General features: G+C 62.9%; 22 protein-coding genes. 4 read left to right on the plus strand and 18 right to left on the minus strand.

Annotated features, from left to right (window positions below):
* Positions 1–5 precede the first annotated feature (5 nt).
* From NFU08_RS14510 to NFU08_RS14540, 7 genes are read right to left on the minus strand one after another with little or no spacing between them, the layout of a single operon-like run.
* Positions 6–863: a mycofactocin-coupled SDR family oxidoreductase gene (locus tag NFU08_RS14510; protein WP_251424303.1), complete on the minus strand. Its 858-nt coding sequence runs from the start codon at positions 861–863 to the stop codon at positions 6–8.
* A complete protein-coding gene (locus NFU08_RS14515) occupies positions 853–2586 on the minus strand; it encodes a GMC family oxidoreductase (protein ID WP_251424305.1) in 1734 nt (577 codons plus the stop codon). Before NFU08_RS14515 ends, NFU08_RS14510 begins: the two co-directional genes overlap by 11 nt.
* Positions 2583–3128 carry a gluconate 2-dehydrogenase subunit 3 family protein gene (locus NFU08_RS14520; protein WP_251424307.1) on the minus strand — a complete coding sequence of 182 codons (546 nt, stop codon included), beginning with the start codon at positions 3126–3128 and terminating at the stop codon, positions 2583–2585. The genes NFU08_RS14515 and NFU08_RS14520 overlap by 4 nt, the downstream gene beginning before the upstream one ends.
* A gap of 13 nt (positions 3129–3141) precedes the next feature.
* Positions 3142–4002 carry a sugar phosphate isomerase/epimerase gene (locus NFU08_RS14525; RefSeq protein WP_159824383.1) on the minus strand — a complete coding sequence of 287 codons (861 nt, stop codon included), beginning with the start codon at positions 4000–4002 and terminating at the stop codon, positions 3142–3144.
* 29 nt (positions 4003–4031) lie between these two features.
* Positions 4032–5090, minus strand: a complete 1059-nt coding sequence (locus NFU08_RS14530; protein ID WP_251424309.1) for a substrate-binding domain-containing protein — start codon at positions 5088–5090, stop codon at positions 4032–4034.
* Between the two features lie 56 nt (positions 5091–5146).
* Positions 5147–6250 carry an ABC transporter permease gene (locus NFU08_RS14535; protein ID WP_251424311.1) on the minus strand — a complete coding sequence of 368 codons (1104 nt, stop codon included), beginning with the start codon at positions 6248–6250 and terminating at the stop codon, positions 5147–5149.
* A gap of 2 nt (positions 6251–6252) precedes the next feature.
* On the minus strand, positions 6253–7731 hold the full coding sequence (locus NFU08_RS14540; protein WP_251424313.1) for a sugar ABC transporter ATP-binding protein: 1479 nt from the start codon (positions 7729–7731) through the stop codon (positions 6253–6255).
* Between the two features lie 151 nt (positions 7732–7882).
* Between NFU08_RS14540 and NFU08_RS14545 the strand changes: the two genes are divergently transcribed.
* Entirely contained in the window at positions 7883–9136 is a 1254-nt protein-coding gene (locus NFU08_RS14545; RefSeq protein ID WP_251424315.1) for an ROK family transcriptional regulator, read from the plus strand.
* Positions 9137–9754: 618 nt separating this feature from the next.
* On the plus strand, positions 9755–9877 hold the full coding sequence (locus NFU08_RS20865) for a hypothetical protein (protein WP_285835600.1): 123 nt from the start codon (positions 9755–9757) through the stop codon (positions 9875–9877).
* 8 nt (positions 9878–9885) lie between these two features.
* On the opposite strand, the gene NFU08_RS14550 is transcribed toward NFU08_RS20865, so the two are convergent.
* The 3 genes from NFU08_RS14550 to NFU08_RS14560 form a co-directional block, all read right to left on the minus strand.
* Positions 9886–10179: a hypothetical protein gene (locus NFU08_RS14550; RefSeq protein ID WP_251424317.1), complete on the minus strand. Its 294-nt coding sequence runs from the start codon at positions 10177–10179 to the stop codon at positions 9886–9888.
* A 66-nt stretch (positions 10180–10245) separates the two neighbouring features.
* Positions 10246–11904: a thiamine pyrophosphate-binding protein gene (locus tag NFU08_RS14555; protein ID WP_251424320.1), complete on the minus strand. Its 1659-nt coding sequence runs from the start codon at positions 11902–11904 to the stop codon at positions 10246–10248.
* Positions 11905–12023: 119 nt separating this feature from the next.
* A complete protein-coding gene (locus NFU08_RS14560) occupies positions 12024–12527 on the minus strand; it encodes an Lrp/AsnC family transcriptional regulator (RefSeq protein ID WP_251424322.1) in 504 nt (167 codons plus the stop codon).
* Between the two features lie 93 nt (positions 12528–12620).
* Between NFU08_RS14560 and hisC the strand changes: the two genes are divergently transcribed.
* The gene (gene hisC / locus NFU08_RS14565; protein WP_251424324.1) at positions 12621–13718 is read left to right on the plus strand and encodes a histidinol-phosphate transaminase; all 1098 of its coding nucleotides are present in this window, start codon (positions 12621–12623) and stop codon (positions 13716–13718) included.
* A gap of 42 nt (positions 13719–13760) precedes the next feature.
* Entirely contained in the window at positions 13761–15170 is a 1410-nt protein-coding gene (locus tag NFU08_RS14570; RefSeq protein ID WP_251424326.1) for an amino acid permease, read from the plus strand.
* Between the two features lie 168 nt (positions 15171–15338).
* On the opposite strand, the gene NFU08_RS14575 is transcribed toward NFU08_RS14570, so the two are convergent.
* The 8 genes from NFU08_RS14575 to NFU08_RS14610 all read right to left on the minus strand — a co-directional run bounded on the left by NFU08_RS14575 (position 15339) and on the right by NFU08_RS14610 (position 22299).
* Complete coding sequence (locus tag NFU08_RS14575; RefSeq protein ID WP_251424328.1) at positions 15339–15623, minus strand: HPr family phosphocarrier protein; 285 nt, start codon at positions 15621–15623, stop codon at positions 15339–15341.
* 57 nt (positions 15624–15680) lie between these two features.
* Positions 15681–17174, minus strand: a complete 1494-nt coding sequence (locus tag NFU08_RS14580) for a PTS ascorbate transporter subunit IIC (protein ID WP_251424330.1) — start codon at positions 17172–17174, stop codon at positions 15681–15683.
* A 75-nt stretch (positions 17175–17249) separates the two neighbouring features.
* Complete coding sequence (locus NFU08_RS14585) at positions 17250–17522, minus strand: PTS sugar transporter subunit IIB (protein ID WP_251424332.1); 273 nt, start codon at positions 17520–17522, stop codon at positions 17250–17252.
* Positions 17523–17562: 40 nt separating this feature from the next.
* A complete protein-coding gene (locus NFU08_RS14590; RefSeq protein ID WP_251424334.1) occupies positions 17563–18021 on the minus strand; it encodes a PTS sugar transporter subunit IIA in 459 nt (152 codons plus the stop codon).
* 113 nt (positions 18022–18134) lie between these two features.
* Positions 18135–19313, minus strand: coding sequence for an ROK family protein (locus NFU08_RS14595; RefSeq protein WP_251424336.1), 1179 nt, complete (start codon positions 19311–19313; stop codon positions 18135–18137).
* 404 nt (positions 19314–19717) lie between these two features.
* The gene (locus NFU08_RS14600; RefSeq protein ID WP_251424338.1) at positions 19718–20149 is read right to left on the minus strand and encodes a hypothetical protein; all 432 of its coding nucleotides are present in this window, start codon (positions 20147–20149) and stop codon (positions 19718–19720) included.
* A gap of 118 nt (positions 20150–20267) precedes the next feature.
* The gene (locus NFU08_RS14605; RefSeq protein ID WP_251424340.1) at positions 20268–21182 is read right to left on the minus strand and encodes an Ltp family lipoprotein; all 915 of its coding nucleotides are present in this window, start codon (positions 21180–21182) and stop codon (positions 20268–20270) included.
* Positions 21183–21531: 349 nt separating this feature from the next.
* Positions 21532–22299 (minus strand): FadR/GntR family transcriptional regulator, encoded by a 768-nt coding sequence (locus NFU08_RS14610; protein ID WP_251424342.1) that lies wholly within the window; start codon positions 22297–22299, stop codon positions 21532–21534.
* Positions 22300–22315: the final 16 nt, after the last annotated feature.

Genomic DNA, 22315 nt, shown 5'->3' on the forward strand with positions numbered 1-22315 from the left:
AGTGGTTATTTTTTGCTCTCGCCCGCATCAACGGTCATTTCCAGGCCGGTGACCAGGCGCGCTTCGTCGGACAGCAGCCACAGGACGGCAGCGGTGGTGTCCGCTACTTCCAGGTCTTCATTGATCAACTGCCCGGCGCGGAAGCCCGCCAGCAGTTGCTCCCGAGGCACTCCATTCAGTTCCACCATCGCCGTGGTCATCTCCGTATTGATGCCCCCGGGAAGGACGGTGTTGCAGCGGATGCCGTATTCCCCCAGCTCCTGCGCCAGTGAAGTGCTCAGGCCCCGTAAGGCCATCTTCGCGGCCACGTAGTGGGCCAGGCGGGGTACGACCTTCAAGCCAACCCCTGAGCTGATCAACACCAGCGACGAACCTGCTCCCCGCTCTATCAGGTGCGGCACGGTTGCTTTGCAGGTATGGAAGACTCCGGTGAGGTTGATGTCTATCATCGTTTGCCAGTTCTCGACCGGCAGCTCCCACGTGCGGTGGAATCTGTCGGTGATGCCGGCGTTGGCAATGACATGATCAATCCCGCCCAGTCGGGCTGCGGTGTCTTTCGCCGCCAGGGCAAGCCCGTCGTAGTCACGCACATCTACTTCGAAGGACAGGCAGCGCCGGCCCAGGGCGAGGACGTCCTCCCGGGTCTGCTCCAGGTCGGCGCTGGTGGACGTGTTATAGGTTGGATCGTCCACGCGGCCCGCCGAACCCATATCCACCAAGGCGATATCGGCCCCCTCACGTGCCAGGCGCAGGGCATGGCTTCGGCCCTGTCCGCGCGCCCCGCCCGTGATGAACGCGACCTTGCCTGAAAACCTGGGTGGCGCGGATGGAGCGATGGGCCCGTCGACGCGCTCAGGAGGCACGAACGAGTCCCATGTCCGCGCCGTTCACACCCATTTTCTTAAGCATGTGCTCGGCGCTGAAGTAAGCCAACGCCTGGATGGTCTGGTTCGGGTTGTACCCGCCATAGCTGACGAATCCGCCGCCGCCAATGGCATACAACCCCGCGCACTCGTGGACCTCGCCGTAGATGTCGGTGACGGACGTGGCCGGGTCCTCGCCCATCCTGTGCACCCCGACGTCGTGCGTTGAGAGGTGGTACGGGGGTCGCGGCGAATCCATCCAGTAATCCTTCGCCCCCATCTCGCGCGCGATTTTCTCCTTGTACCGGCCCATCAGAATGACTGAATTCGCGTCATGGTCGTCCCAGTCATGGGTGATGCGCAGCGCCGGCTGCCCCCAGCGGTCCTTGACAATCGGGTCAAGGTCCGCGTAATGGCGGGCGTAGGGGAAGTTTGTGGTTTGGGAGTACATGCGGTGCATGTGCGTGTAGTTGTCCCGCAGCCAGTGCTTGAGGTCCAGGCCCCACTTGCGGGTCCGCGGATCCATGTTGTGGTAAGCCTCGATAGGCTGAAGGTCCCCTACGACGCTGATGATCGGGGAACCCCAAAGGACTCCAAGGTCGTTGTCGGGGACAAGCTCCGAGGTGAAGTCATCCACCGCGCTCGAGGCGTTGAACGTGCCCAGGAACGGGTTGGTCGGCTCAGGCAGGATGGAAGTGAACCAGCCGAAGTTGTGGGTCATGAAGTGCTGGCCCACCTGCCCGTTGCTGTTGATGTCCGAGAGCAGCAGCAGACGGACGTTCTCAAGGGAGTAAGCCGTCAGGATGACCTTGTCGGCTGTCGCCTCCCGGTACGTGCCAGTGCTGTCAAGGTAGCTCACACCCGTGGCGCGCTTGCCGTCTGCAGTCCGGTTGATCCGCAGGACGCGGCTAAGGGGGCGGAGGTCCAGGTTGCCGGTGGCTTTGGCGGCGGGCACCGACGTGACCTGTGTTGTGGACTTCGCCTTGACGTGGCACGGGTAGCCGTGACAGAAGCCGCAGTTCACGCAAGCCGGCCGCCCCTTGTATTCCTCGGAGTTTATGGCCAGGGGCTGGCGGAAGGGGTGCAGCCCCAGCCGCTTGGTCGCCGCCACGAACGGCACGTCACCTGGGCCCTGTGTTACCGGCGGCATCGGGTAGTCCCGGCTGCGCGGGGGTTCGAACGGGTTACCGCCTGGGGGCACCACGCCGCCGGTGTTGCCCAGCCCGGAGATGCCCTGTTCGTATTCCACCCGGTCGTAGTAGGGTTCCAGGTCCGCGTAGCTGATGGGCCAGTCCTTCAGCGTGGAGCCCTCCGGCAGCGCCTGAGCGCCGAAACGCTCGGCGATGGCGCTCTTCATCCGGAAGTCTGCTTCCCTGAACCTGTAGGCGGCGGCCCCCCAGTGGAGGGTGCCTCCACCGGTTCCAATGGAGGGGAGGCCGTACAAGGGCTCGTCGTTGCCCAGGGCGCCGGCGGACCAGGGCAGGACGCGCGCGGTCTCGCCGTCTGAGGCGCGCCAGGTCACCGGGTCCACGTTCACGCCGGCGACGATGGCTCCCCGCTGGTAGTACCGGATTTCGTCCTGCTTGATGGCGAAATCTTCTTGAGTGTAGTCCTGGCCCTTGTCCAGTCCCAGAACCTTCAGGCCGGCTTTAGTCAGTTGTTCGGCCAGGATTCCACCAGTGGACCCCATGCCGACGATGATGGCGTCGAAGTTCTCGCTCATTGTGCTCCTCCAATACGGGAGTAAAGATCCTTGATGGTCAGCATCGGAATGGTCCGCGTGTTGAAGTCCGGCGCCATCTGCTCAGCCGTGTACCCCCACTGGGCGCCCGGGAAACCGACTAGCTCCCAGCCGACCAGCCCGCGATTGCCGCCGTAGGCCGGGTCCCCAAAGAAGCCCTGCACCGTGTGTTCCCGGACGATGCGGAAGAACTGGCCGGCGAAGTCCGAAGGATCCCTTTCGCTCAGCTCAGCCAACTGGCGGACCACCTCTTCCTGCTGCTCGTCGGACAGCTCGTGGAACCGTCCTTCGGTAACGCCCGCTGTGAAATCCGCCAATGCGATCAGTCCGCTGCGATACACGGGCTGCAGCTCCCGAAGGAACCCACCAAGAGCTTTGTCAATGTATTCCGTTACTCCTGCTTCCCTGGAACCGGGCGAACCGGGTTCGGACGGGATGATGTGAGCCGCAAGGGCATCGATCACGGACGCCTCCTCAGGGTTGAGGAACGTCAACGGAAAGTCGAGCACAAACTTCGACGCCATCTACGCCGTCCTCCTATACCTGCGCGCCGAGGCGCAACTTCTTGCGTTCCTCTACGAGGGGGCGCAGGAACTCAATGCTGGACCGCGCGTCCTCATCCGGTTCAATTCCACGCTGGTGGAAGCCGGTTTCCATGGTCAGGTATCCGTCGAAATTGATGTCGAGCATTGCGTCCACCAGCGCCGGCCAGTCGCCGATGCCTTTACCAGGCGGCAGCCGGTCGTTGTCGGAGATGTGAATGTGCTTCAGGTTTTTCCCCATTTTGTAGACGTAGTCGGTGTTGACTTCGCGGCGGTACATGACGTGGAAGGTGTCGAACATCAGCTTCACGTTGTCCCGGTTGACGTCCTCCATCAGCTCGATGGCGTCGTCGGCGCTTTCACACAAGTTCGTGTCGTGCGAGGTCGGTTCGATCACCAAGGTCACGCCCGTGTGCGCGATCCGGTCCGCGATCTCCGTGAGGCATTCACGGGTCCACGCCCAGGCCTGCCTGCGGCTGGTGCCGAAGATCATCCAACCCGGCAGGTAGATCAAGGTCTTGCCGCCCCACTGGGCAGTGAGTTCGGCCAGCTCGACGTAGTGTTCGATGGTGGCGCGGCGTTCCTCAATGTAGGGCGAGGCCGGGTTGTTTCCCGGGCCGCCGGACGGAGCGGGCAACATGCTGGAAAGCGACAGACCGTGTTCGTCGAGGAGATCCTTGATCTCAGCCCGCCGTTCGGCTCCCAGGTAGGCCGGGTAGGCGTGCGGGGCTGCACCGCCGATCTCAATGCCGTCGTAGCCCATTTTGGCGATCCGCTTGATGGTCTCCTCCAGCGTGTAGGAGGGGACCCAGACGAAGAAGCTGGAATAGGCCCAGGTGTTGTACGAAATTTTCATTACGGTTCCTTTTCTTGGCAGTCAGGGGTTTACTGGGGTGCTTTGCCCAGGTACTGGTCCACGTTGGTTTGGTCGATAAGGGTGGAGTCGAGCTTGATGCGCGGCTCGACGGGCTCGCCGGCGCAGAGCTTGGCTGCGGCAATAGTGGATTCCTTGACCACGAGCGGGTAGCCGACGGTGGCTGCATAGCTTCCGTCCTTGACCAGATCCAGCGCTTCGGCCTCTCCGTCGATGCCGAACACCTTGATTTCGCCTTCGCGGCCGGCTTCCTTGATCGCTTGGATGGCGCCGAAGGCCATCTGGTCGTTGTGTGCGTAGACTGCCTGGATCTTGCCTGTTCCGAAGCGCTGCAGGAGGTCCTCCATGACCTTCAAACCTGTGGCGCGGTCGTAGTTTGCGGTCTGGGACGCGATGACCTCGACGTTTGATCCTTCAAGTCCCTTGCGGAATCCGGCCGCCCGGGCGATTGTCGGGGATGCGCCAAGGCTTCCAGAGAGTTCCACGACGCTGCCGGTTCCGCCAAGGGCCTCCGCCACGGCCTTGCCATCGACCACTCCGGCTTCCTCGTTGTCCGAGCCGATGTAGGTGGAGACTTCTGCGTTGACCTGGCGGTCGGCGGCGATGACTTTGATGCCGGCTGCCGTGGCCTGTTTCGCAACTCCTGCCAGCGCGTTCGCATCCTGGGGCGAAAGGATGAGCACCTTGATTCCCTGGGCGATCATCTCTGACACCTGGTTTGACTGGTTGGTCGCATCCCCGCGCCCGTCACTGACGGTCACGTTCATTTTTGGGAAGAAGGCTTTTGCGAATTCAGGAATCTGCTGCGTTGATTTCGCTCCGTAGGGGAAGGAAGCGCTGCTCCAGGAGACGCCGACCTTACACTCAATGCCCGCCGGATCAGCCTTCAACTCGAGCTGCCCTTGGCAGGTATCACCGCAGTAGATGCTCGGAGCAAGCTTGTCGCCGACGGCTTCGTTTGAAGATGTCGCGGTGGCTTGGCCGGTGCAGGCGGTAAGTAGAGTCGCTGCGACTCCTGCGGCGGCCATGGCGGCAAAAGACCGGGTGCGCTGTTTTGTGGCGTGCGTCATTGCATTTTTCACTTTCGTTGTAGTGGTAGTGGGACTGCGTTTGGAATGGGATGAACTCAGCGGGGCGACGTCTGTTCAGCGGGTGAGGATTCGTCCCGCTCAGGGAAGTGCGGACTTGCTGAAGACGTGGGGATGGCGGGTTGTTGGGTGGTGGCCGCCTTCGGGGAGTCAGTGCGCCGCTCTTTGAACCGCTTCACGGTTGCTTTGGCGGCGACCAGGACGGCTATGACGATGACCGCTCCCTTAACCACTTGCTGGTCGAACGGGGAGATCCCGAGAAGATTCATGACGTTGGACAAGATGGCCAGCAGGATGGCCCCGAACACGGTTCCAACAGCACCGCCGATGCCACCCATGAGGCTGGTTCCGCCGATGACGACGGCGGTGATCGCATCCAGGTTGGACAGGCTGCCGGCCGTCGGATCTCCGACGCCGAGGCGGGCCGCGGTCATGACTCCGGCCAGGCCGGCACACAACCCGCTGATTGAATAGGCCAGAATGACGGTGCGGGTGGTCCGGACTCCCGAAAGGCGCGCGGCTTCTATGCTGCCGCCGATGGCGTAGATGTACCGTCCGAAGGCAAGGTAGCGCAGGACAAGGATTCCGGCGGCGGCGATCAACAGGAACACGATGAACGGCCCGGGTACGCCCAGGAAGCTGCCGCTTCCGATGAAGTTGAAGAATGGTTCACGGTTGGAGAACTGCCGGGGTCCTCCGTCCGTGAGGCGGAGCGAAAGCCCCTGGATGGCCACCATGGTGGCCAGGGTCATGATGAACGGCTGCACCTTTAGAACTGCAACGCCGATACCGTTGATGATGCCTGCAACCACCCCCACAAGCATGCCCGCAACAATGGCCAATGGAACGATCAGGCCGTTGTTGATCAGGATCGCGGTGGTAACGCCGGATAGGGCGAGGATGGAACCAACCGAAAGGTCAATTCCCCCAGTGAGGATGACGAACGTCATGCCGACCGCAATGATCCCCACAATTGCTGACTGGCGGCCGACATTGAGCAAGTTGCTGGGCTGGAAGAACGAGGGGACCAATAGGGCCACGGCGGCGACCATAACCAGCAGGATGATGATCGGCAGCAGGTTACTGCGCAGTTTCAGGGACAGGCTTTTGGCCCAGGGCTCCGTTGGCGCTTGGGTTGTCACTTCTATTTACCTCCGACGGCGTAAAACATGATTTGTTCTTCTGTGGCTGTGGCGCCTTCGAGTTCGGCCGCAACCTCGCCGTGGTACATGACCAGAATGCGATTGCTAAGGGCCAGGACCTCGGGCAGTTCCGAGGAGATGACTATGATGGCCAGGCCTTGACGGCACAGTTCGTGGATCAATTCGTAGATTTCCTGCTTGGCACCGATATCGATGCCGCGGGTGGGCTCATCAAGGATGAGGACGTCCACACCGGCTTCCAGCCACTTCGCCAGTACAACCTTCTGCTGGTTTCCGCCCGAAAGTGTCGCCACGGGCGAGGACACGTCCGGGAGTTTAATCCGCAGTTTGTCGACGTAGCCCTTCGCCAGGCTCCGGTCCCGGCTGGGCGAGGCCGTGGCTGTGCGGTTCTTGAGCATGCTGACAAGGGGGATGTTCATGGCGGTGGACAAGGCGGTGAACAGTCCTTGGGTTTTCCGCTCTTCGGGCACGAGGCCGATCCCGGCGTCGATGGCCTGAAGTGGCTTTCCGGCTTTCAGTTTCCGGCCCTTAACGATGACTTCGCCGCTGGTGTAGGGATCGGCGCCGTAGATCGCCCGTGCCAGTTCCGTACGTCCTGCGCCTCTGAGGCCGGCCACACCGACTACTTCTCCAGATCGAACATTGAAGGAAATGTCGTTCAGGACGCCTTCGCGGGTCAGGTTCTTGACTTCGAGAGCGGTCTCTCCCAGCGTTCCCGAGACTTCACGCTCCCCGCGAGTGAAGTTTCTGCCCACCATTTTCGAGACGAGGTCGTCGTGATCGGTCTCTGAGATCTTTCCGGCGCCGGTGAGTTTGCCGTCTTTCAGGACTATGTAGCGGTCGGCCAGGTCGAAGACTTCCTCCAGGCGGTGAGATACAAAGATGATGCTGACGCCGCGTTCCTTTAGACCGTGGACCAGCTGCAGAAGATGGTCTACATCGTCACCGCCGAGCACAGCGGTGGGTTCATCCAGAATGAGAACCTGGGCGTTGCGGTGGAGCGATTTGGCGATCTCCAGCATCTGCTTCTCGGCCACACTCAACTCACGCACCTTAAGGTTGACGTCGACGTTGAGTCCAAGGCTTCCCAGGAAATCCCGGGCTTCGCGCTTTGCGGCCTTCCAGTCGATGACGCCTTTGCGCGGGTATGCACCGAACACCAGGTTTTCCGCGACCGTGAGGTCCGGGAAAAGATTTAGCTCCTGGTAGACGGTGGCGATGCCGTGTGCTTCAGAGTCTTTGGGGCCGTGGATCTGGACAGGTTTTCCATTCATCTTCACCTCACCTGTGTCGGGCTGGTGGGCTCCGGAAAGGATACGGATCAGCGTGGACTTGCCGGCACCGTTCTCGCCGATGAGGGCCAGAACCTGGCCTGGATGAAGTTCGAAACTTACGTCGTGGAGGGCCTGGACGCCTAGGAAGTGCTTGGAAAGATTTTGAACGGCTAAACGTGGGGCCATTTCACACCTCCGTGGGCCGTTGGATGGTGTAGACGACTGCGTCTATCATCGAATAGGTCATGAGTTCACCCTAAAAGAGCTCGATAACTGAAAAAAACTGCCTGATTAATTTTATTTTCGACATAATTACAACGAAAAATGGAGCGTGCCTGTGGGATCCTTATGGACGGAAGTCGGCCTCCTGCATCAGGATCCGAACCTGGCGCCAGATGCTGTGGCTGCGCGCAGCGTCGTTGCCCGGTTGATAGCCGATGACGAACAAGTGACGCGAACGGATCTGGTTAAAGCCACTGGGCTCGCCCGCTCTACCATCGAGAACCACCTCAGCACCTTGCTGGAATACGGGCTGATTGAAGACGCCGGACCTGGCCCGCAGGGCAGCCGGGGGCGGCCCGCCCAGGCTTTTCGGGTCAGCCCCGGCAAGGGCGTGGTCCTCGTGGCCGACGTTTCCTCGCGCACCACCAGGTTGGCTGTTACCACCTTGGACAAGCAGGTCGTTTCGCGTGGCGAAATCAACATGGAAGTCACCGTCGGTCCTGACCAGCTGCTGGGCGAGATAGCATCGGCCTTCGAGGCCATGCTCGCGGAAGGCGGTCTGGGTGCGCAGGATGTTCTCGTCATTTCGGTCGGCCTGCCAGGACCCGTTGATGCCAAGCTTGGAATGGCCGTTCGCCCTCCGCTGATGCCGGGCTGGGACGGTTTCGGGGTCTGCGGCTACTTTGCTCGTCATTTCCGATGCGATGTGATCGTGGATAATGACGTTCACTTGATGGCCCTCGGCGAGGCCCGCTCGTATCGGGGTGAGCATTTGCCTCTCCTGATGATCAGTATCGGCACAGGAGTGGGCGGAGGGTTTGTAAGCGAGAGTGGCCATCTTCTCCACGGAGCCGACGGCGCGGCTGCTGACATCGGCCACAGCAAAGTACCTGACATGAAGGACCTGCTTTGCCGCTGCGGCAGCCACGGCTGCCTGGAGGCGGTGGCGTCAATCAGTGCAATGGCTGCGCGTGTGTCAGCCGTACGCCACGAGGACGTAAGGGAGGAGCAACTTTTTGAACTGCTCGTACGGGGTGACCCCGCAACCGTAAGCGTGGTGCGGGACAGTGCAACCCTTGTTGGGCAGGTTGTTGCCGATTTGGTGAACTTCTGTAATCCGGCCCGCATTGTCCTGGGAGGTGCGATCACGCAATGCACCGAAGACATACTTGCCCAAGTCCGGAGCGTCGTTTACCAGCAGGCACAACCCCTGGCGACACGCAATCTGTCCCTGGTGCACAGCACTTTGGGTAACGAAGCGGGCCTGATTGGGGGGATGATCTCGGGAATCGAACAGGTGCTGTCCCCGCGAGGGATCGCATACCACACCCGCCCAGCCGGCTCGACGATGCAGCCGCTTGGACTTTAGCCGGCGCTGGGCGAGAATTTCGAGGGCTGGACGAGAGGTCAAGCGGAAGTGAGTCTGCAATACAGCCAGGCATACTTCGCTCCTTCATCCTTGAATGGGTCAGTTGTAAAGTCACGGCTCCGTAAACGTTTACGGAGCGATCGTAAGCGTTTACGAGATGGGGTGTCAAACCTCACATGCGCCGGGTCGCAATGTGCATAGCACGCCGCTGGCAGACCGAAGGACCTGAACGTACATTGCCGGTGGCCCGTTGGGATCTGGGGGCGCCTGCCGCCCTCAGGGTCGCTGATTTCAGTTTTCCCAGTCTCCGTGTAGTCGGGAAAGGACCCGGGGTGAGTCGCTGGAAACAACAAAGGCTTGGTCGCCAGGGGCGGGGCATTCATTTAGCCAAACAATGAGGAATCCTGGTCTACGAACACAACGATCTTGCCGCGGGTGTGCCCCTCCATTTTGGATTGGAAGGCGTTGCCGCCTTTTCCAGCGGGACGAACCCTGCAACTTTCACCCGCATTTTGCGGCTGTCCACCGGGCCCGCGAGTTCCTGCAAGTCCGCTGCCACTGGGTCGACCCACATCGAGTCGCCGCCATGCGGTTCCACTTCACTTTCAGCATGGAGGCGTGCCGTCCTCCGCCGGTCAGGACGGCCTGGGTGGACTCGAGGTTTCTGCCCACGAAGACGGCCCCGACGTCCACACCGTCAGTGCGCAGCGCGCGGACGCGGTCCGCGAGCCGTCCCCGTAGGCCACCGGTTAGGCGCCCAGGGAGCGGAGGAATTTGTGGTTCCTCTCCGATGCGGTTGCGGTGACGCGGGCGCCAAGGGCCACGGCGATCTGAATGCCAAGCGAGCCTTCGCCGCCGGAACCGCCGGAACCGCCGTGGATCAGGACCGTCTCGCCGGCCTTCAGGCCCAGCCGGTTAAGCACCTGGAAGGCGGTGAGCCCGGCCGCGGCAGGCCAACGCTGTGGGTACTTTTGATCTCCGCATTTCGACGTATGCGTCCGAGTCGCAGCCCGGTCGATGCCCTCATCGGCCGTGCCTCTCATGTGCAATCCCGATAATTCGGCCACCCGCCGGGAAAGCGCCAGTTGAGTTCGATAGTACCTGTGCAGCTACCCAGGAACTTCAGCCTTCGCTGCCCGGGAGGCCTGCATCCACTCGCTCAGCCACGGGGCGCGGACGGCGGACGTGATCCGGCAGTCGGCCACGAAGGTTCCCTGGGCGCCGGCGTCGATCCACGCCTGCAGGGCTGACAAGTCCGCAAGAGACCGGATGACCGCCGACTCTGCACCCAACGCGCGGGCAACACCGCTGAAGTCCACCTCGGGGATCAGCATGGGCTTTTCGGTCAGGCCCTGGGAGCCGTACTGGTGGATTTCGGCTCCATAGGCGGCATCGTTGTAGATCACCACAATCGCGCTTCGGGCCGCACCGATCAGCGATTCGAGGTCGGCCAGGCCCATCAGGAAACCACCGTCGCCGGAGGCCAGCACCAGGGTGCGGCCGTCCTCCACGGCACGGGCTGCCCCGACGGCGCTCGCAAGTCCCAGCCCGATGGACTGGAACGCGGTGCCCACCATCACCAGGTCCTGCGGCCGCGGGATGTTCCAGTACATGGGTGCCCAGCCGATGAAGTGCCCGCCGTCCTGGACCACCGTGCGGCGTTCCGGCAGCACGGCGTCCAGCGCGGTGGCAAGGGCGCGCGGGTCCAGCCGCCCGTCCGGGGTCTCCTCAGAGCCCGGGTGGTGCCCCGGGCCGACGGCCAGACGCCGAGAGGCTTCCGCCCGCCAGCCTTCCGCCGCAGCCTCGCCATCAAGCAATGACAGTAGGCGTGCCGCAGCCGTCTTCGCGTCCGCGCTGACGAACAGGTCCACCCGCGGGTGCGTCGGCTGCAGGCCGGCGTCGATCTGGATGACCGTGCTGTCCGGGCCGAGCAGGTGCCCGAACCGCATGGTGAACGGGCTCAGGCTCGCCCCGGCCACCAGGACCACGTCCGCCTCGCCCATGAGCCCGGCCGCGGTGTCGGGGCCGAAACCGCCGGCCACGCCCAGGTACCCCTCGCCGTTGAGGAGGTTGAGCGCAAGGGCGGTTCCGGCGGTCAGTGCGCCGAGCCGGTCGGCGAGCTCGCGGAGCTCCGGGCCGGCACCGGCGAGGTGCGCACCGCGGCCGGCCAGGATCAGCGGCCGCCTGGCACCGGCGAGCAGGCGGACAATCTGCCCAAGGCCGCCGTCGACGTCGTCCGTCACCTTCGGGGCGAGCGGCACCGGAAGCTCCTCGTCCCCAGCCTCGATAGCCGCGAGGTCGTAGGGAATGGCAAGCACGACGGCGGTGCGCCGGGTGAGTGCGTACTCCACCGCCTGCCGGGTGATGGCGCCGGCGGCGTCGCGGGTGACGGTGAAAGTGGCCGCGCCGAGGCCGGCGGCGATGGCCGCCTGGTCCACGTCCCAGGGCCGGGCGCCGGAGGTGGGGGCGTCCCCGGTGACCAGCACCACGGGGATCTGCGCCTGGACGGCCTCCGCGAGGGCGGTGAGCGCGTTGGTGTACCCGGGGCCGTAGGTGGTGGTGCCCGCGGCGAGCCGTCCCGAGGTGCGGTAGTACGCGTCGGCCGCGGCGATGGCGGCACCCTCGTGCCGGACGGGCGTGAAGCGGAGGCCCTGCTTCTCCGCGGCGTCCAGGAAGTAGACGTTGCCGTTGCCCATGACGCCGAAGACGTCGCTGACATAGCTGCTGAGAACCTGTGCCACGCGGCCGGAGACGGTGAGAGTAGTCATGCAGGAAGCGTGGGGCCTGAATCCCACATTTGCAATACCCATGGATACTGCTGGGACTTTTGGCAGCATAAAGCGGGAGAAGTGACAAAATGCCCAAATGTGGTGCACGTCACCCGCACTTAGTCCGCTGGGCGGGATTCCTGCTCGGACAGCCGGCTGATGAGCCCGTCGTAGCGTGGCGGCATGAGTTCCATGACGGAGATGGCGGTGCTGGTCCGCTGGATCCCGTCGATCTCCAGGATCTGGTTGGTGATGCGGTAGAGGTCGGCGGTGCCGCGGGCCACTACTTTGGCCATGAGATCCGCGTCCCCGGTGGTGGCGTGCACCTCGATGACCTCCGGGATGGCGGCGAGCCCGCTTTCCACCGAGCCAAACCGCGTCTGGCTGATTTCCAGCGAGAGGAAGGCCATCAGTTCGTAGCCGAGTGCGGCGGGGTCCAGCCTGCGGCTGAAGGAGCGGAGGGCGCCGCTGCGTTCCAGCCGTGCCAGCCGGGCGTGGACGGTGTTGCGTGCGACGCCGAGTGTCCGGGAGAGTGCCAGGGCGCTGGCTTCGGGATCCTTGTCCAGCGCAAGGATGATCCGGCCGTCGAGCGAATCAAGGGTGCGAGAGTTCGCGATGGTCATATTTTCACCCGTGTTACTAGAAGTTGAGCAGAAGTCCCAATGGCTAGAGCGTATCTTGCAATGTGGGCCGGGTCACTTCCATAGTCAGTCCTCATGACCGCTGAACAACTCTTGGCCGCTCCCGCCACTGCGCTGCCCACCCTTCGTGGCGCCGTCACCGGCCTTCCGTCCTACGTCCCGGGCCGGCGCAGCGCCGGCCCGGACATTGCAGCCCTCGCCAGCAACGAAAGCCATTACGAGCCGCTGCCCGCAGCCATCACTGCGGTGGCCGAGGCGGCGGGCAGGATGAACCGCTACCCGGACATGGCCGCCGTCGAACTCCGCGAACGGATCGCCCGGCACCTGGGCGTCACCGCCGAAGAGGTTGCCGTGGGACCCGGCAGCGTGGGCGTCCTCCAGCAGATCATCACCGGACTGTGCGACGCCGGGGACGAAGTGATTTTCGCGTGGCGCTCGTTTGAGGCCTACCCCATCCTGGTAGAGCTGGCGGGCGCCCGGCCGGTCCGCATCCCGCTGGATCATCTCGAGGGCCACGACCTCGATGCCATGGCCGCCGCCGTCACCGACCGCACCAAGGTCATCCTGCTCTGCACCCCCAACAACCCCACCGGCGTTCCGATCAGCCACAGCCACCTTGAGGCCTTCCTGGGTGCTGTCCGCTCCGACATCCTCGTGGTGATCGACGAGGCCTACGTGGAGTACGCCGAGGCGGCCAGCGGCCCCGATTCCCTGGCGCTCTACCGCCGTTACCCCAACGTCTGCATCCTGCGCACCTTCTCCAAGGCCTACGGGCTCGCCGGCCTGCGCGTGGGATACGCCGTGGCGTCGCCGGCCATCGCCGAGGGGTTGCGCCGGACCGCCCTGCCCTTCGCCGTGAGCGCGCTGGCCCAGAAGGCGGCCGTCGCATCGCTGGACGCGGGGGAGGAGATGGAAGTGCGGGTCGCCGCCGTTCGGCAGGAGCGTGCACGGATGGCCGCGGAGCTTGAAGCCCAGGGTTGGAAGCTGCAGCCGAGCCAGGGCAACTTCCTGTGGATCCGTGCCGGTGAGGACCTCCTGGTGCGGCTCGTGGAGGCGTTCAATGGCGCGGGCATCATGGTCCGGGCGTACCAGGGCGACGGCGTTCGGATCACTGTTGCCGATGCCGCCTCCAACGACCGCGTGCTCCGGATCCTGGCAGCCCACGCGTCCTGAACTTTTCTCCCCAACAGTTACCAACAACTAAGAGGAATCCCCATGGAACAACAGACAAAGACGTCTGCCCGCGCCCTCGGCGCGGCCCTCAAACCCCGCCAGCTCACGATGATGGGACTGGGCAGCGCCATCGGCGCCGGCCTGTTCATCGGATCCGGCGCCGGCATCCAGGCTGCCGGCCCGGCCGTACTGATCTCGTACCTCGTGGCCGGCACCCTGATCATCCTGGTGATGTGGGCGCTTGGCGAGATGGCCGCGGCCAACCCGGACAGCGGCGCCTTCTCCGTATATACCGCCAAGGCCTACGGTCCGGTGGCCGGCGCTACGGTCGGCTGGCTGTGGTGGATCCAGCTGGTGGTGGTCATCGCCGCCGAAGCGCTGGGGGCGGCAGGCCTGCTGGCCACCATCTTCCCGGCGCTGCCGGTGTGGCTGATGGCCTTCGTGTTCATCGTGGTGCTCACGGCTGTGAACCTGACAAGCGTGAAGAACTTCGGCGAGTTCGAGTTCTGGTTCGCGCTGCTCAAGGTGGCGGCCATCGTCGTGTTCCTGCTGGTGGGCTTCGCGCTGCTCTTCGGCTTGGTACCGGGCGTGACGTCGCCGGGCCTGTCCAACTTCATGGGCGAGGGCTTCGCGCCGAGCGGTTTTGCCGGTATAGCCACGGCACTGTTTGTGGTGGCGTTCGCGTTTGGCGGCACCGAGATCGTGTCCGTGGCGGCAGCTGAGACCGCTGAGCCGGCCCGGAGCGTGAAGAAGGCTGTCCGGACGGTGCTGTGGCGCATCCTGGTGTTCTACATCGGTGCCATCTTCATCATCGCGGCCGTGGTTCCGGTTGGTTCGGAGGGGCTGAAGAGCCCGTTCGCCGCGGTGCTGGAGGCTGCCGGCATGCCCGGTGCAGCCACGGCCATCACCCTGGTGGCTGTGGCAGCACTGCTGTCAGCGTTGAACGCCAACCTCTACGGTGCCTCCCGGATGGCCTACTCCCTCGCCGAGCGGGGCGAAGCACCTCGCGTGCTTGCTGCGGTGTCCAAGGCACGGGTTCCGGTGGTCGCAGTCCTGGCGAGCGTCGCCTTCGGCGTTGCCACGGTGGTGCTGGAGCTGATGTTCCCTGAGATGGTCCTTGGCGTCCTGCTGAACATCGTGGGTTCGACGTGCCTGCTGGTCTGGACGTCTGCGCTCCTGGCCCAGCTCGCGCTGCGCCTCCGCGCTGACCGCGAGGGGACGGAGCTTCCGCTGCGGATGCCCGGCTTCCCGTGGCTCACAGGGTTCGGCCTGCTCATCCTCGCGGCGATCTTCACGGTGGGCTTCATCGGCGAGGATTCCCGTCCCCAGCTCCTGAGTACGTTCGGACTCGTGGCGCTGCTGGCGGTGGCTAACTGGTTGAACCAGCGAAAGCGGAGGGTCGCGCCTGTTGAAGCGTCGGAGGACGCCAAGCAGCCGGTGCTCATCGACTGAATAATCCGCTTTGACCCGGCTTGCGGGATCAGAGCCCACGAAGGGCGCGTCCGGCCTTGGCCGGGCACGCCCTTCGGTGTAAATGCGGGGCATCGTTCCAGGAGCGTGGGGAAAGCATCAGGGGTGGCATGCACCGTGTGCATGCCACCCCTGAAAGCGCAGTCCTGGTTAGTGCGCTTCTGCGTCGAGGTCTGTCTCCAAAAGCGCAACCAAGCGATTGAGGGCCTGATCCGATCCAGGCCCATCAGCACGAAGTACGACGACGTCGCCGTAGGAAGCGCCGAGGCTCATCAGGGAGAGGATGCTGGCCGCATCGAGTGCTTCGTCGGGGCTCGCACCTTCGGAGGCGATGGTGACCTCCAGTCCGAGTTGGCTGACCGCTTCAGCGAAAACTGATGCGGGGCGTGCGTGGAGGCCCACGCGGCTGGCGATCGTTGCGGTACGTTCGGGCATTTGATTCCTTGTTTCGGAGTTCGGGTGGGGTTAGCGAGGAGGGCCGGGAGAGTGCCGCTATGCGGCGGGACTCTTTTGTTCGGTTTCGCTCTTTTCGGCTTCCTTGACTTCCGCGAGCCAGGCATCACGCCTCGCGCCCGGGACCCATCCGGTATTGACAACACGCCGTTGGAAGACGATGGCGGCTGCAACGAGGACGGTGGCAATAAGGATGCAAAGCACGGCGCCGAGTGCGGGGCCGCCGGTCAGGCTGACGCCGATGAGGGTGCCAAACCAGCCGAAGTCGGCGTCACCGAAGGTGCTGTTTGCGAGTCCGAACTGGCCCAAAACGAGAAGCAGGATGGCGGGCAGGATGGTGATGATAATGCCGTTCACGAAACCGCCGAGCATGGCTCCCCGGCGCCCGCCGGTTGCGTTGCCGTACACACCGGCGCCGCCGCCCGTGAAGAAGTGCGGCACCATTCCGGGAAGGATCAGGGCCAGTCCGAAGGCGGGGTTCAGCCAGAGAGCAAGAATGCCGAGGGCGATCAGGCCGCCGGTGAAGGAGCTCAGGAAGCCGATGAGCACGGCGTTGGCGCCGAACGGGAAAACGATGGGGATATCTAGGGCCGCTTTGGCTCCTGGGACCACCTTGGCTGCAATGCCCTGGAAGGCCGGAACGAGCTCGCCCAAAACAGTCCGGACGCCATAGAGGATGACGGCCACACCGACGCCGAACAGCAGCGCCTGTTCGAAGCCCGCCATGATGAAGGCTCCCGCGTCAGGGGCGTCAAAGATTGCCAGCGCTTCGGAAAGCGGAAGGGCGATCAGACCCCAGATGGCGAAAACCATGTAAATGAGGACCATGGACAGCGACGTGGCCACCATGGAGTCGCGGAGGAACTTCAGCCCCTGGGGAAACTGGATGTCTTCGGCTGACTTGCTGCGCTTGCCCGCGGCCTGTCCGACTGCGCCCGCTGCGATGTAACCCAAAGAACCGAAGTGGCCGATTGCGATGGTGTCATTGCCGGTGATCTTCTTTGTCCACGGGTGGAGGAATGCTGGCATGACCACCATGATCACGCCCAGCAGGACAGCTCCGAGGAGAACCACCAGCCAGTCAAGGCCTTCTCCCAGGCCAACGGACAGGATCACGGTGAGCATGGTGGCCATGAACACCATGTGGTGACCTGTCAGGAAGACGTACTTCAACGGAGTGAAGCGCGCCAGTACCAGCATGATGAGGAAGCCAAGGGTCAGGACGTATGCGCTCTGGGCGCCGAACTGTTCCTGGGCCATTGCAGTAATGACCTCGTTCGTCGGGATGACACCCTGGGCGCCGGTAACGGTGAGGATCAGTTGACCGAGGGGATCAAGTGATCCGGTGACGACGGTGGCGCCCACGCCAAGGATGAAGAAGCCCAAGGTTGCCTTGAGCGCACCTCCGATGACCTGGCCCGAGTTGCGCCGCAATGCGATCAGGCCTGCTGCGGTGATGATGCCGATCAGGTACGCGGGCACATTGAGAATTTGCTGCCCTATGAAATTCAGTACTACTACGAGCCAGTCCATGCCGTAGGCACTCCCTTATTGCTGAAAAGTTGATTGGTCTTGTGTTCTTGCAGGTGGCGGAACCACCGGCAGTGACTATCGGACAGCGGCAGATAGTTTCTTGTGGATTTCATCGAGGTCAAAGAAGTTCTCGATAACGATGACTTCTGCGGGGACGTCGCCAATTTCAGGTGCGAGCTCCTCGGAAGTCAGCACGACGTCCGCCGTTTGGGCGGCACCGCGGGCCACCCCAATGTCAGCGGCCTCAATATCGGCCTCGATGCCGAGATCCTGGAGAACCTTTTCTGCGTTCATTTTCAAGAGCACTGATGTCCCAATGCCCATTCCACATACAGCGACGATCTTCATGGTTCGTTGCCTTTCAATTCAGGGGTGATGTTGGAGTTGCTTATTTCGGTGAGGCGGCGCGTGCCAGGAGGGAGCGAACTTCTTCCGGACTCGCCGCGGCGTCAAGGCCACAACGGGTGGCCGGATTCGAAAGGATTCCGGCGACCGCCCTGAGGACTTCGATGTGGGCAGTGTGGTCAAGGGCTGCCAGGCCGATGACCAGGGAGACGGGGTCGTTGGATTTGTGCCCGAACTCCACAGGGGAGGCCAAGCTGACCCAGCTGAGCCCTCCCTTTTTGACGGATTCGGAGGGGCGTGCGTGGGCGAGGGCGACTCCGGGGGCGATGACGATGTAGGGGCCGTGCTCTTCGACGGCCTCGATCATCTGTTCGGTGTAGTCCTCTGTTGTGACTCCGCCTGCCACCAGGCCATCTCCGGCACAGCGGATGGCTTCCCTCCAGTCGGAAGCGGCGACATTGGTGGCGATGGACGAGAGTTCTTCAGCGAGGTTTAAAGCCACGGGGGATCCTTCAGGTAACGGATCACATCACGACGATGTGAGGTATATCACCGTAGCAAGGGTTAGTGGCTTAAGTCTATTAGTAGACCAAAGTATTTTGTTGACGGGCCTTCTTAGCCGGATGCCAGGACAAGAGAGTTGGCTCCGCTGTGGGTAAGCCGGCTGATTCTGTCGGGTGCGAAGAGTGTGTCCTGGGCAAGCAGCGATGCTCCGGTCAGGCCGGCCACATCTCCAAGGCCGGAGCGTTCGACGACAAGCTCCTGGGTGGCGAATTCACGCGCACCGGCGAAGATGGCCTCGCGGATGGGTCTGAGGAAGGGTTCGCCCGCTGCGGCGAGACTTCCGCCGATAATGACGGCCTCGGGATTGATCAGTCCAACGATGTCGGCCAGCGTCTGACCAAGGGCGGTTCCCGTTTCCTCCAGGAGGGTCAGGGTCCGGTGGTCCCCGTTGTTCGCGAGCTCAACAATGTCCGCTCCTGTCCTGACTTTGTAGCCGCGGGCCACTAGTTCGGCGCGTATCACCGCTCCGCTGGCTACGGTTTCTAGCCGTTGGAGACGCCCGCCACCGATTCGGGGTCGGCTCAGGTCGCCGGCTCCTCCCCGCGCGCCGCGGTACACGGCCCCGTCCAGCACGAACCCCAGCCCGATCCCGATGCCGGCTTTCACGCCCACGATGTCCCGGTATCCCACCCTGCCCCGCCTTGCTTCCGCCAGGGCCATGGTGTTTACGTCCCGGTCAACTGCCAGAACGGCATGTCCATATCTGCTTGCGAAGTAGTCGCGGACAGCCACGCCGTCCCATTGCTTATCGACTTGCGGTGATGCCAGGCATCCGGTTGTGACATCCACGGGCCCGGGGACGCCGACGCCGATCCCCACGACGTCAGCCCTGGTCTTCCCCAGGCGGAGCAGCATGTGGTCGAAAACCTGGCCTGCCCATTCGAAAATCTCAGCAGGCCCCTGGCTTGGCCCGATGTCTGCCTCGTCAACGCTGAGGATGGTGGAGACCAGGTCCGTGATGGCCACCATGCTGTGTGAGCCGCTGATATCAAGGGCCAGAAGCACGCCGGAATCCGGCTTGACCGCGAATGTTTCGGGTGGGCGTCCGCCGCGGGAGTCCAGTTGACCTACGCTCATGATGATGGAGGCGTTCAGTAGCTCTTCGAGCCGCCGGGCAAGGGTGATACGCGACCACCCCAGCCGCTCCAGAAGGTCATTCCTTGTAGTTGCCTGGCCGGACCTGATCAGGTCCAGGACAACGCCCGATCCTGTCGAAAGTGATTGTGCCATTCCAACCTCTCGTTTGATCGCCACGCAGGAATACGAGCGGATTCCGTTTATGCATACTAGTAACCGAAAGTCTATCGTGACCCGGGACACCTGGCCGTAGTCTGGGGGCCGTGCCTGTGCACGGAGAGCGGCATTGTCCCGTGGTGGAATCTGCATGGAAGGCGGGAGGCGGGACATGTCGGCAGCAGCACGCCTTACGGCGGGAAGTACGACGGCGGAGGCGGGTCGGGAGCGAGCGTCAGGGACATCGCCGGTGCCGAGGGCGATGCGGTGCTGGTTGGACTTGTGGGGCTTCTCGATGGGGTAGGGGATGAAGTAGTCGTAGAGTTGGCCCGGTTGCGGGTTCAGAGCCCACGAAGGGGCGCGTCCGGCTTTGGCCGGGCGCGCCCCTTCGTGAGACAGAGCTATTTGGTTACGTGCACTACCACTGCCTTATCGACGGCTTGTTCCGCTCCTGCGTTGTCGATTCCAGTAACTGTCCAGTTGCTGAGCAACAGCACGGTCTTTCCGGTGTCAGAGTTATAGACGATCTTTTTGAAGCCAAGCGCGGTCAATTCATCGTCGAGTGCTTCCGCATTCATTCCAGCGGCGTTGGCCGGGATAACGGCGGTCGCTGGTGCAGCAGGAGCCGGTGCCGGGGCCGCCACAACGGCAGGAGCAACAGGTTCGGCGGTGACCGTGGCGGTCGCCGTCACTGTTGCCGTTGCAGTGACGGGTGCCGTGGCCGTTTGAGTTACGGTGTGGGTGACGGTCGGAGCTGCTTGCGGTGATCCCGCGCAGCTCGAAAGGGCCAAGCACAGGAGCGCGCCGCTGGCCAGTGTTGTCGTGAGTTTCAAACCTAATTTCCCCTCGTAATGTATTGGCAAATCTGGATGCCCCGTTGCGGCTCGCTGTCCAGTTCGGCACCGAAGCCTCTTCGCGGCGCCGCGATGGGACGGATTGTCTTTGGACCAGCTAGAGTCCGGTGGTGCTCACTCCATATTCGGCCTGCTCAGGGGTGAAACCCTCGTAAAGCAGTTGTTCGACCAAGCCGCTGCGAGAGAAGGAGGTGTAGTCGAGGTAGTCTTTGGCTTTCTTGGCCGCCTGCTCGTTCCAGTCAACCGTTACGCGGTCCACTGCCCAGGTAGAGTCCTCGGCCGAATACTTTTCGTACACCAGCTGCTCAATCAAGCCCGTGCGCGAGAAAGCGGTGTAGTCGAGATAATCAGCAGCTTTACGCAGAGCGTTCTGCTGACTGACCGTCCCCCTCTTGGCAGCGGCTTCAGCCTCAGCCTGGGCCTTGGCGGCAGCGTCGGCTTCGGCTTTTGCCTTGGCCGCTGCATCTGCCTCCGCTTTGGCGGCAGCGTCGGCTTCGGCTTTTGCCTTAGCCGTTGCATCAGCCTCAGCCTTCGCTTTCGCAGCGGCCTCAGCTTCGGCCGCTGCAACAGCGGGGTCCTTTGTGGGAGCTGGGGTGGCAGACGCGGTCTGAGCTGCAGTGGCGACCTTGGGAGTGGAGACGACGGGCGCTGACGAGGGTGCAGAGCCCGCGCGGGCCGAGTTGACGACGATGCTGAGGAGAAAGACAACGCCGGTGACGATGAGGGCTACCTTCTTATGCCTGTCATAACCTTCCAGCGGCAGCCCCTGCTTGTCGCGGGTCTTGTTGGCAAGCACCAAGATGAGGTCAATCAAGGCCCAGATGCCAAGCCCACCAAAGGTGACGAGCTTCAGGATGCCGGTTCCCACCTTGCCAAGGTAGAAGCGGTCAACACCGAAGACACCAAGGAGCAGCGAGAGCAGCCAGGTCACCAGGAACGACTTGTTGCTTACCGGCGGTAGACCATAGCCGTAGTTCGGAGGATAGGGGGCGGTATAGGGTTGCTGGCTCATGAGAGTCCTTCCATAGGACACCTGACCGACGTGCGATAAAAAGCGTGCGGGGTTGGGTGCGGTGATGGACACACATGGAGGAAATCCAGCGTGGAGCGTGGACCGCAGAAGCGGTACACCGAGCCAGCCGACAGAAACAACATTTTCGCTTCCCCCAATAGCGTCAAAGTCATTTCATTAGATCTGAGAAAATGCCGCCTTTTTGGTTTCTGGGAGAAAACTGCGCGAATCCTGATTGTTAGTCGCGAATCTTGACGATTTATTGATGCTTTTTTTGGGCCCTCATTCCAAGCCCTGGTTGGAAATTCGTACGTCGATAGCCGACTGATACTAGCCATCGCAGCCACTATCAGTCCGAGATCGTGGCTGAGGGTTCGCCCTGAGCTAGTCCCATAAACATCGTCCGGTGCAGGATGTCCACGTGCTTCCGGGAGACCTCCACAGCTTCCTCAACACGGCCGGCACGGAGGGCTGCCACAAGCGCGATGTGATCCTGGTTGGACGTGTGCAGCTTCTCGATGGGGTAGGGGATGAAGTAGTCGTAGAGCTCGGCGAGGGTCTCGTGATAAACCTCGACGGCGGAGTCCAGGCATGACGCAGTACCCACCAGTTGATGGAACTGCTCGTCCATCCGGTGGTAGTAGGACCAGTCGGTCGCCTCGGCCATCTCACGAGTCAGCCGCTCCAACTCATCCAGCTGCTCCGGCGAGGCGTTGACGGCCGCATAGTGCGTCACCGCGCATTCGAACAGCAGCCTTCGGTCCACCAGCCGGTTCACCGCCTGGGATTCAGCCGGGGAAGCCGAAAGTTCCGCCAGAACATCCGTAGGCGGCGCATCGGCCACGAAGGTTCCGCCGGCCCGTCCGCGCCGTCGCACTACCACGCCCTGCTCCGCCAGGCTCGCCAAAGCTCGCCGCGCCGTGATCGGGCTGACCGAGAGACCCAAAGCAACGTCCTCCTGGTCCGGCAGCCGCTCACCCGGCTTCAGCAGCCCGAGCGAAATCGCCATCCCGATCCGCATTCGCACGGCATCCATGGCACTGCGACGTTCCATCCCGGACATCCTGCCGGCGCCGAGGGGCGGGGGCTCGACGGTGTCCTCCAGCTGACGGGTCATATCCGCTACTTTACGG

Source organism: Pseudarthrobacter sp. NCCP-2145 (genome assembly GCF_023708005.1).
GTDB classification, from domain to species: domain Bacteria; phylum Actinomycetota; class Actinomycetes; order Actinomycetales; family Micrococcaceae; genus Arthrobacter; species Arthrobacter oxydans.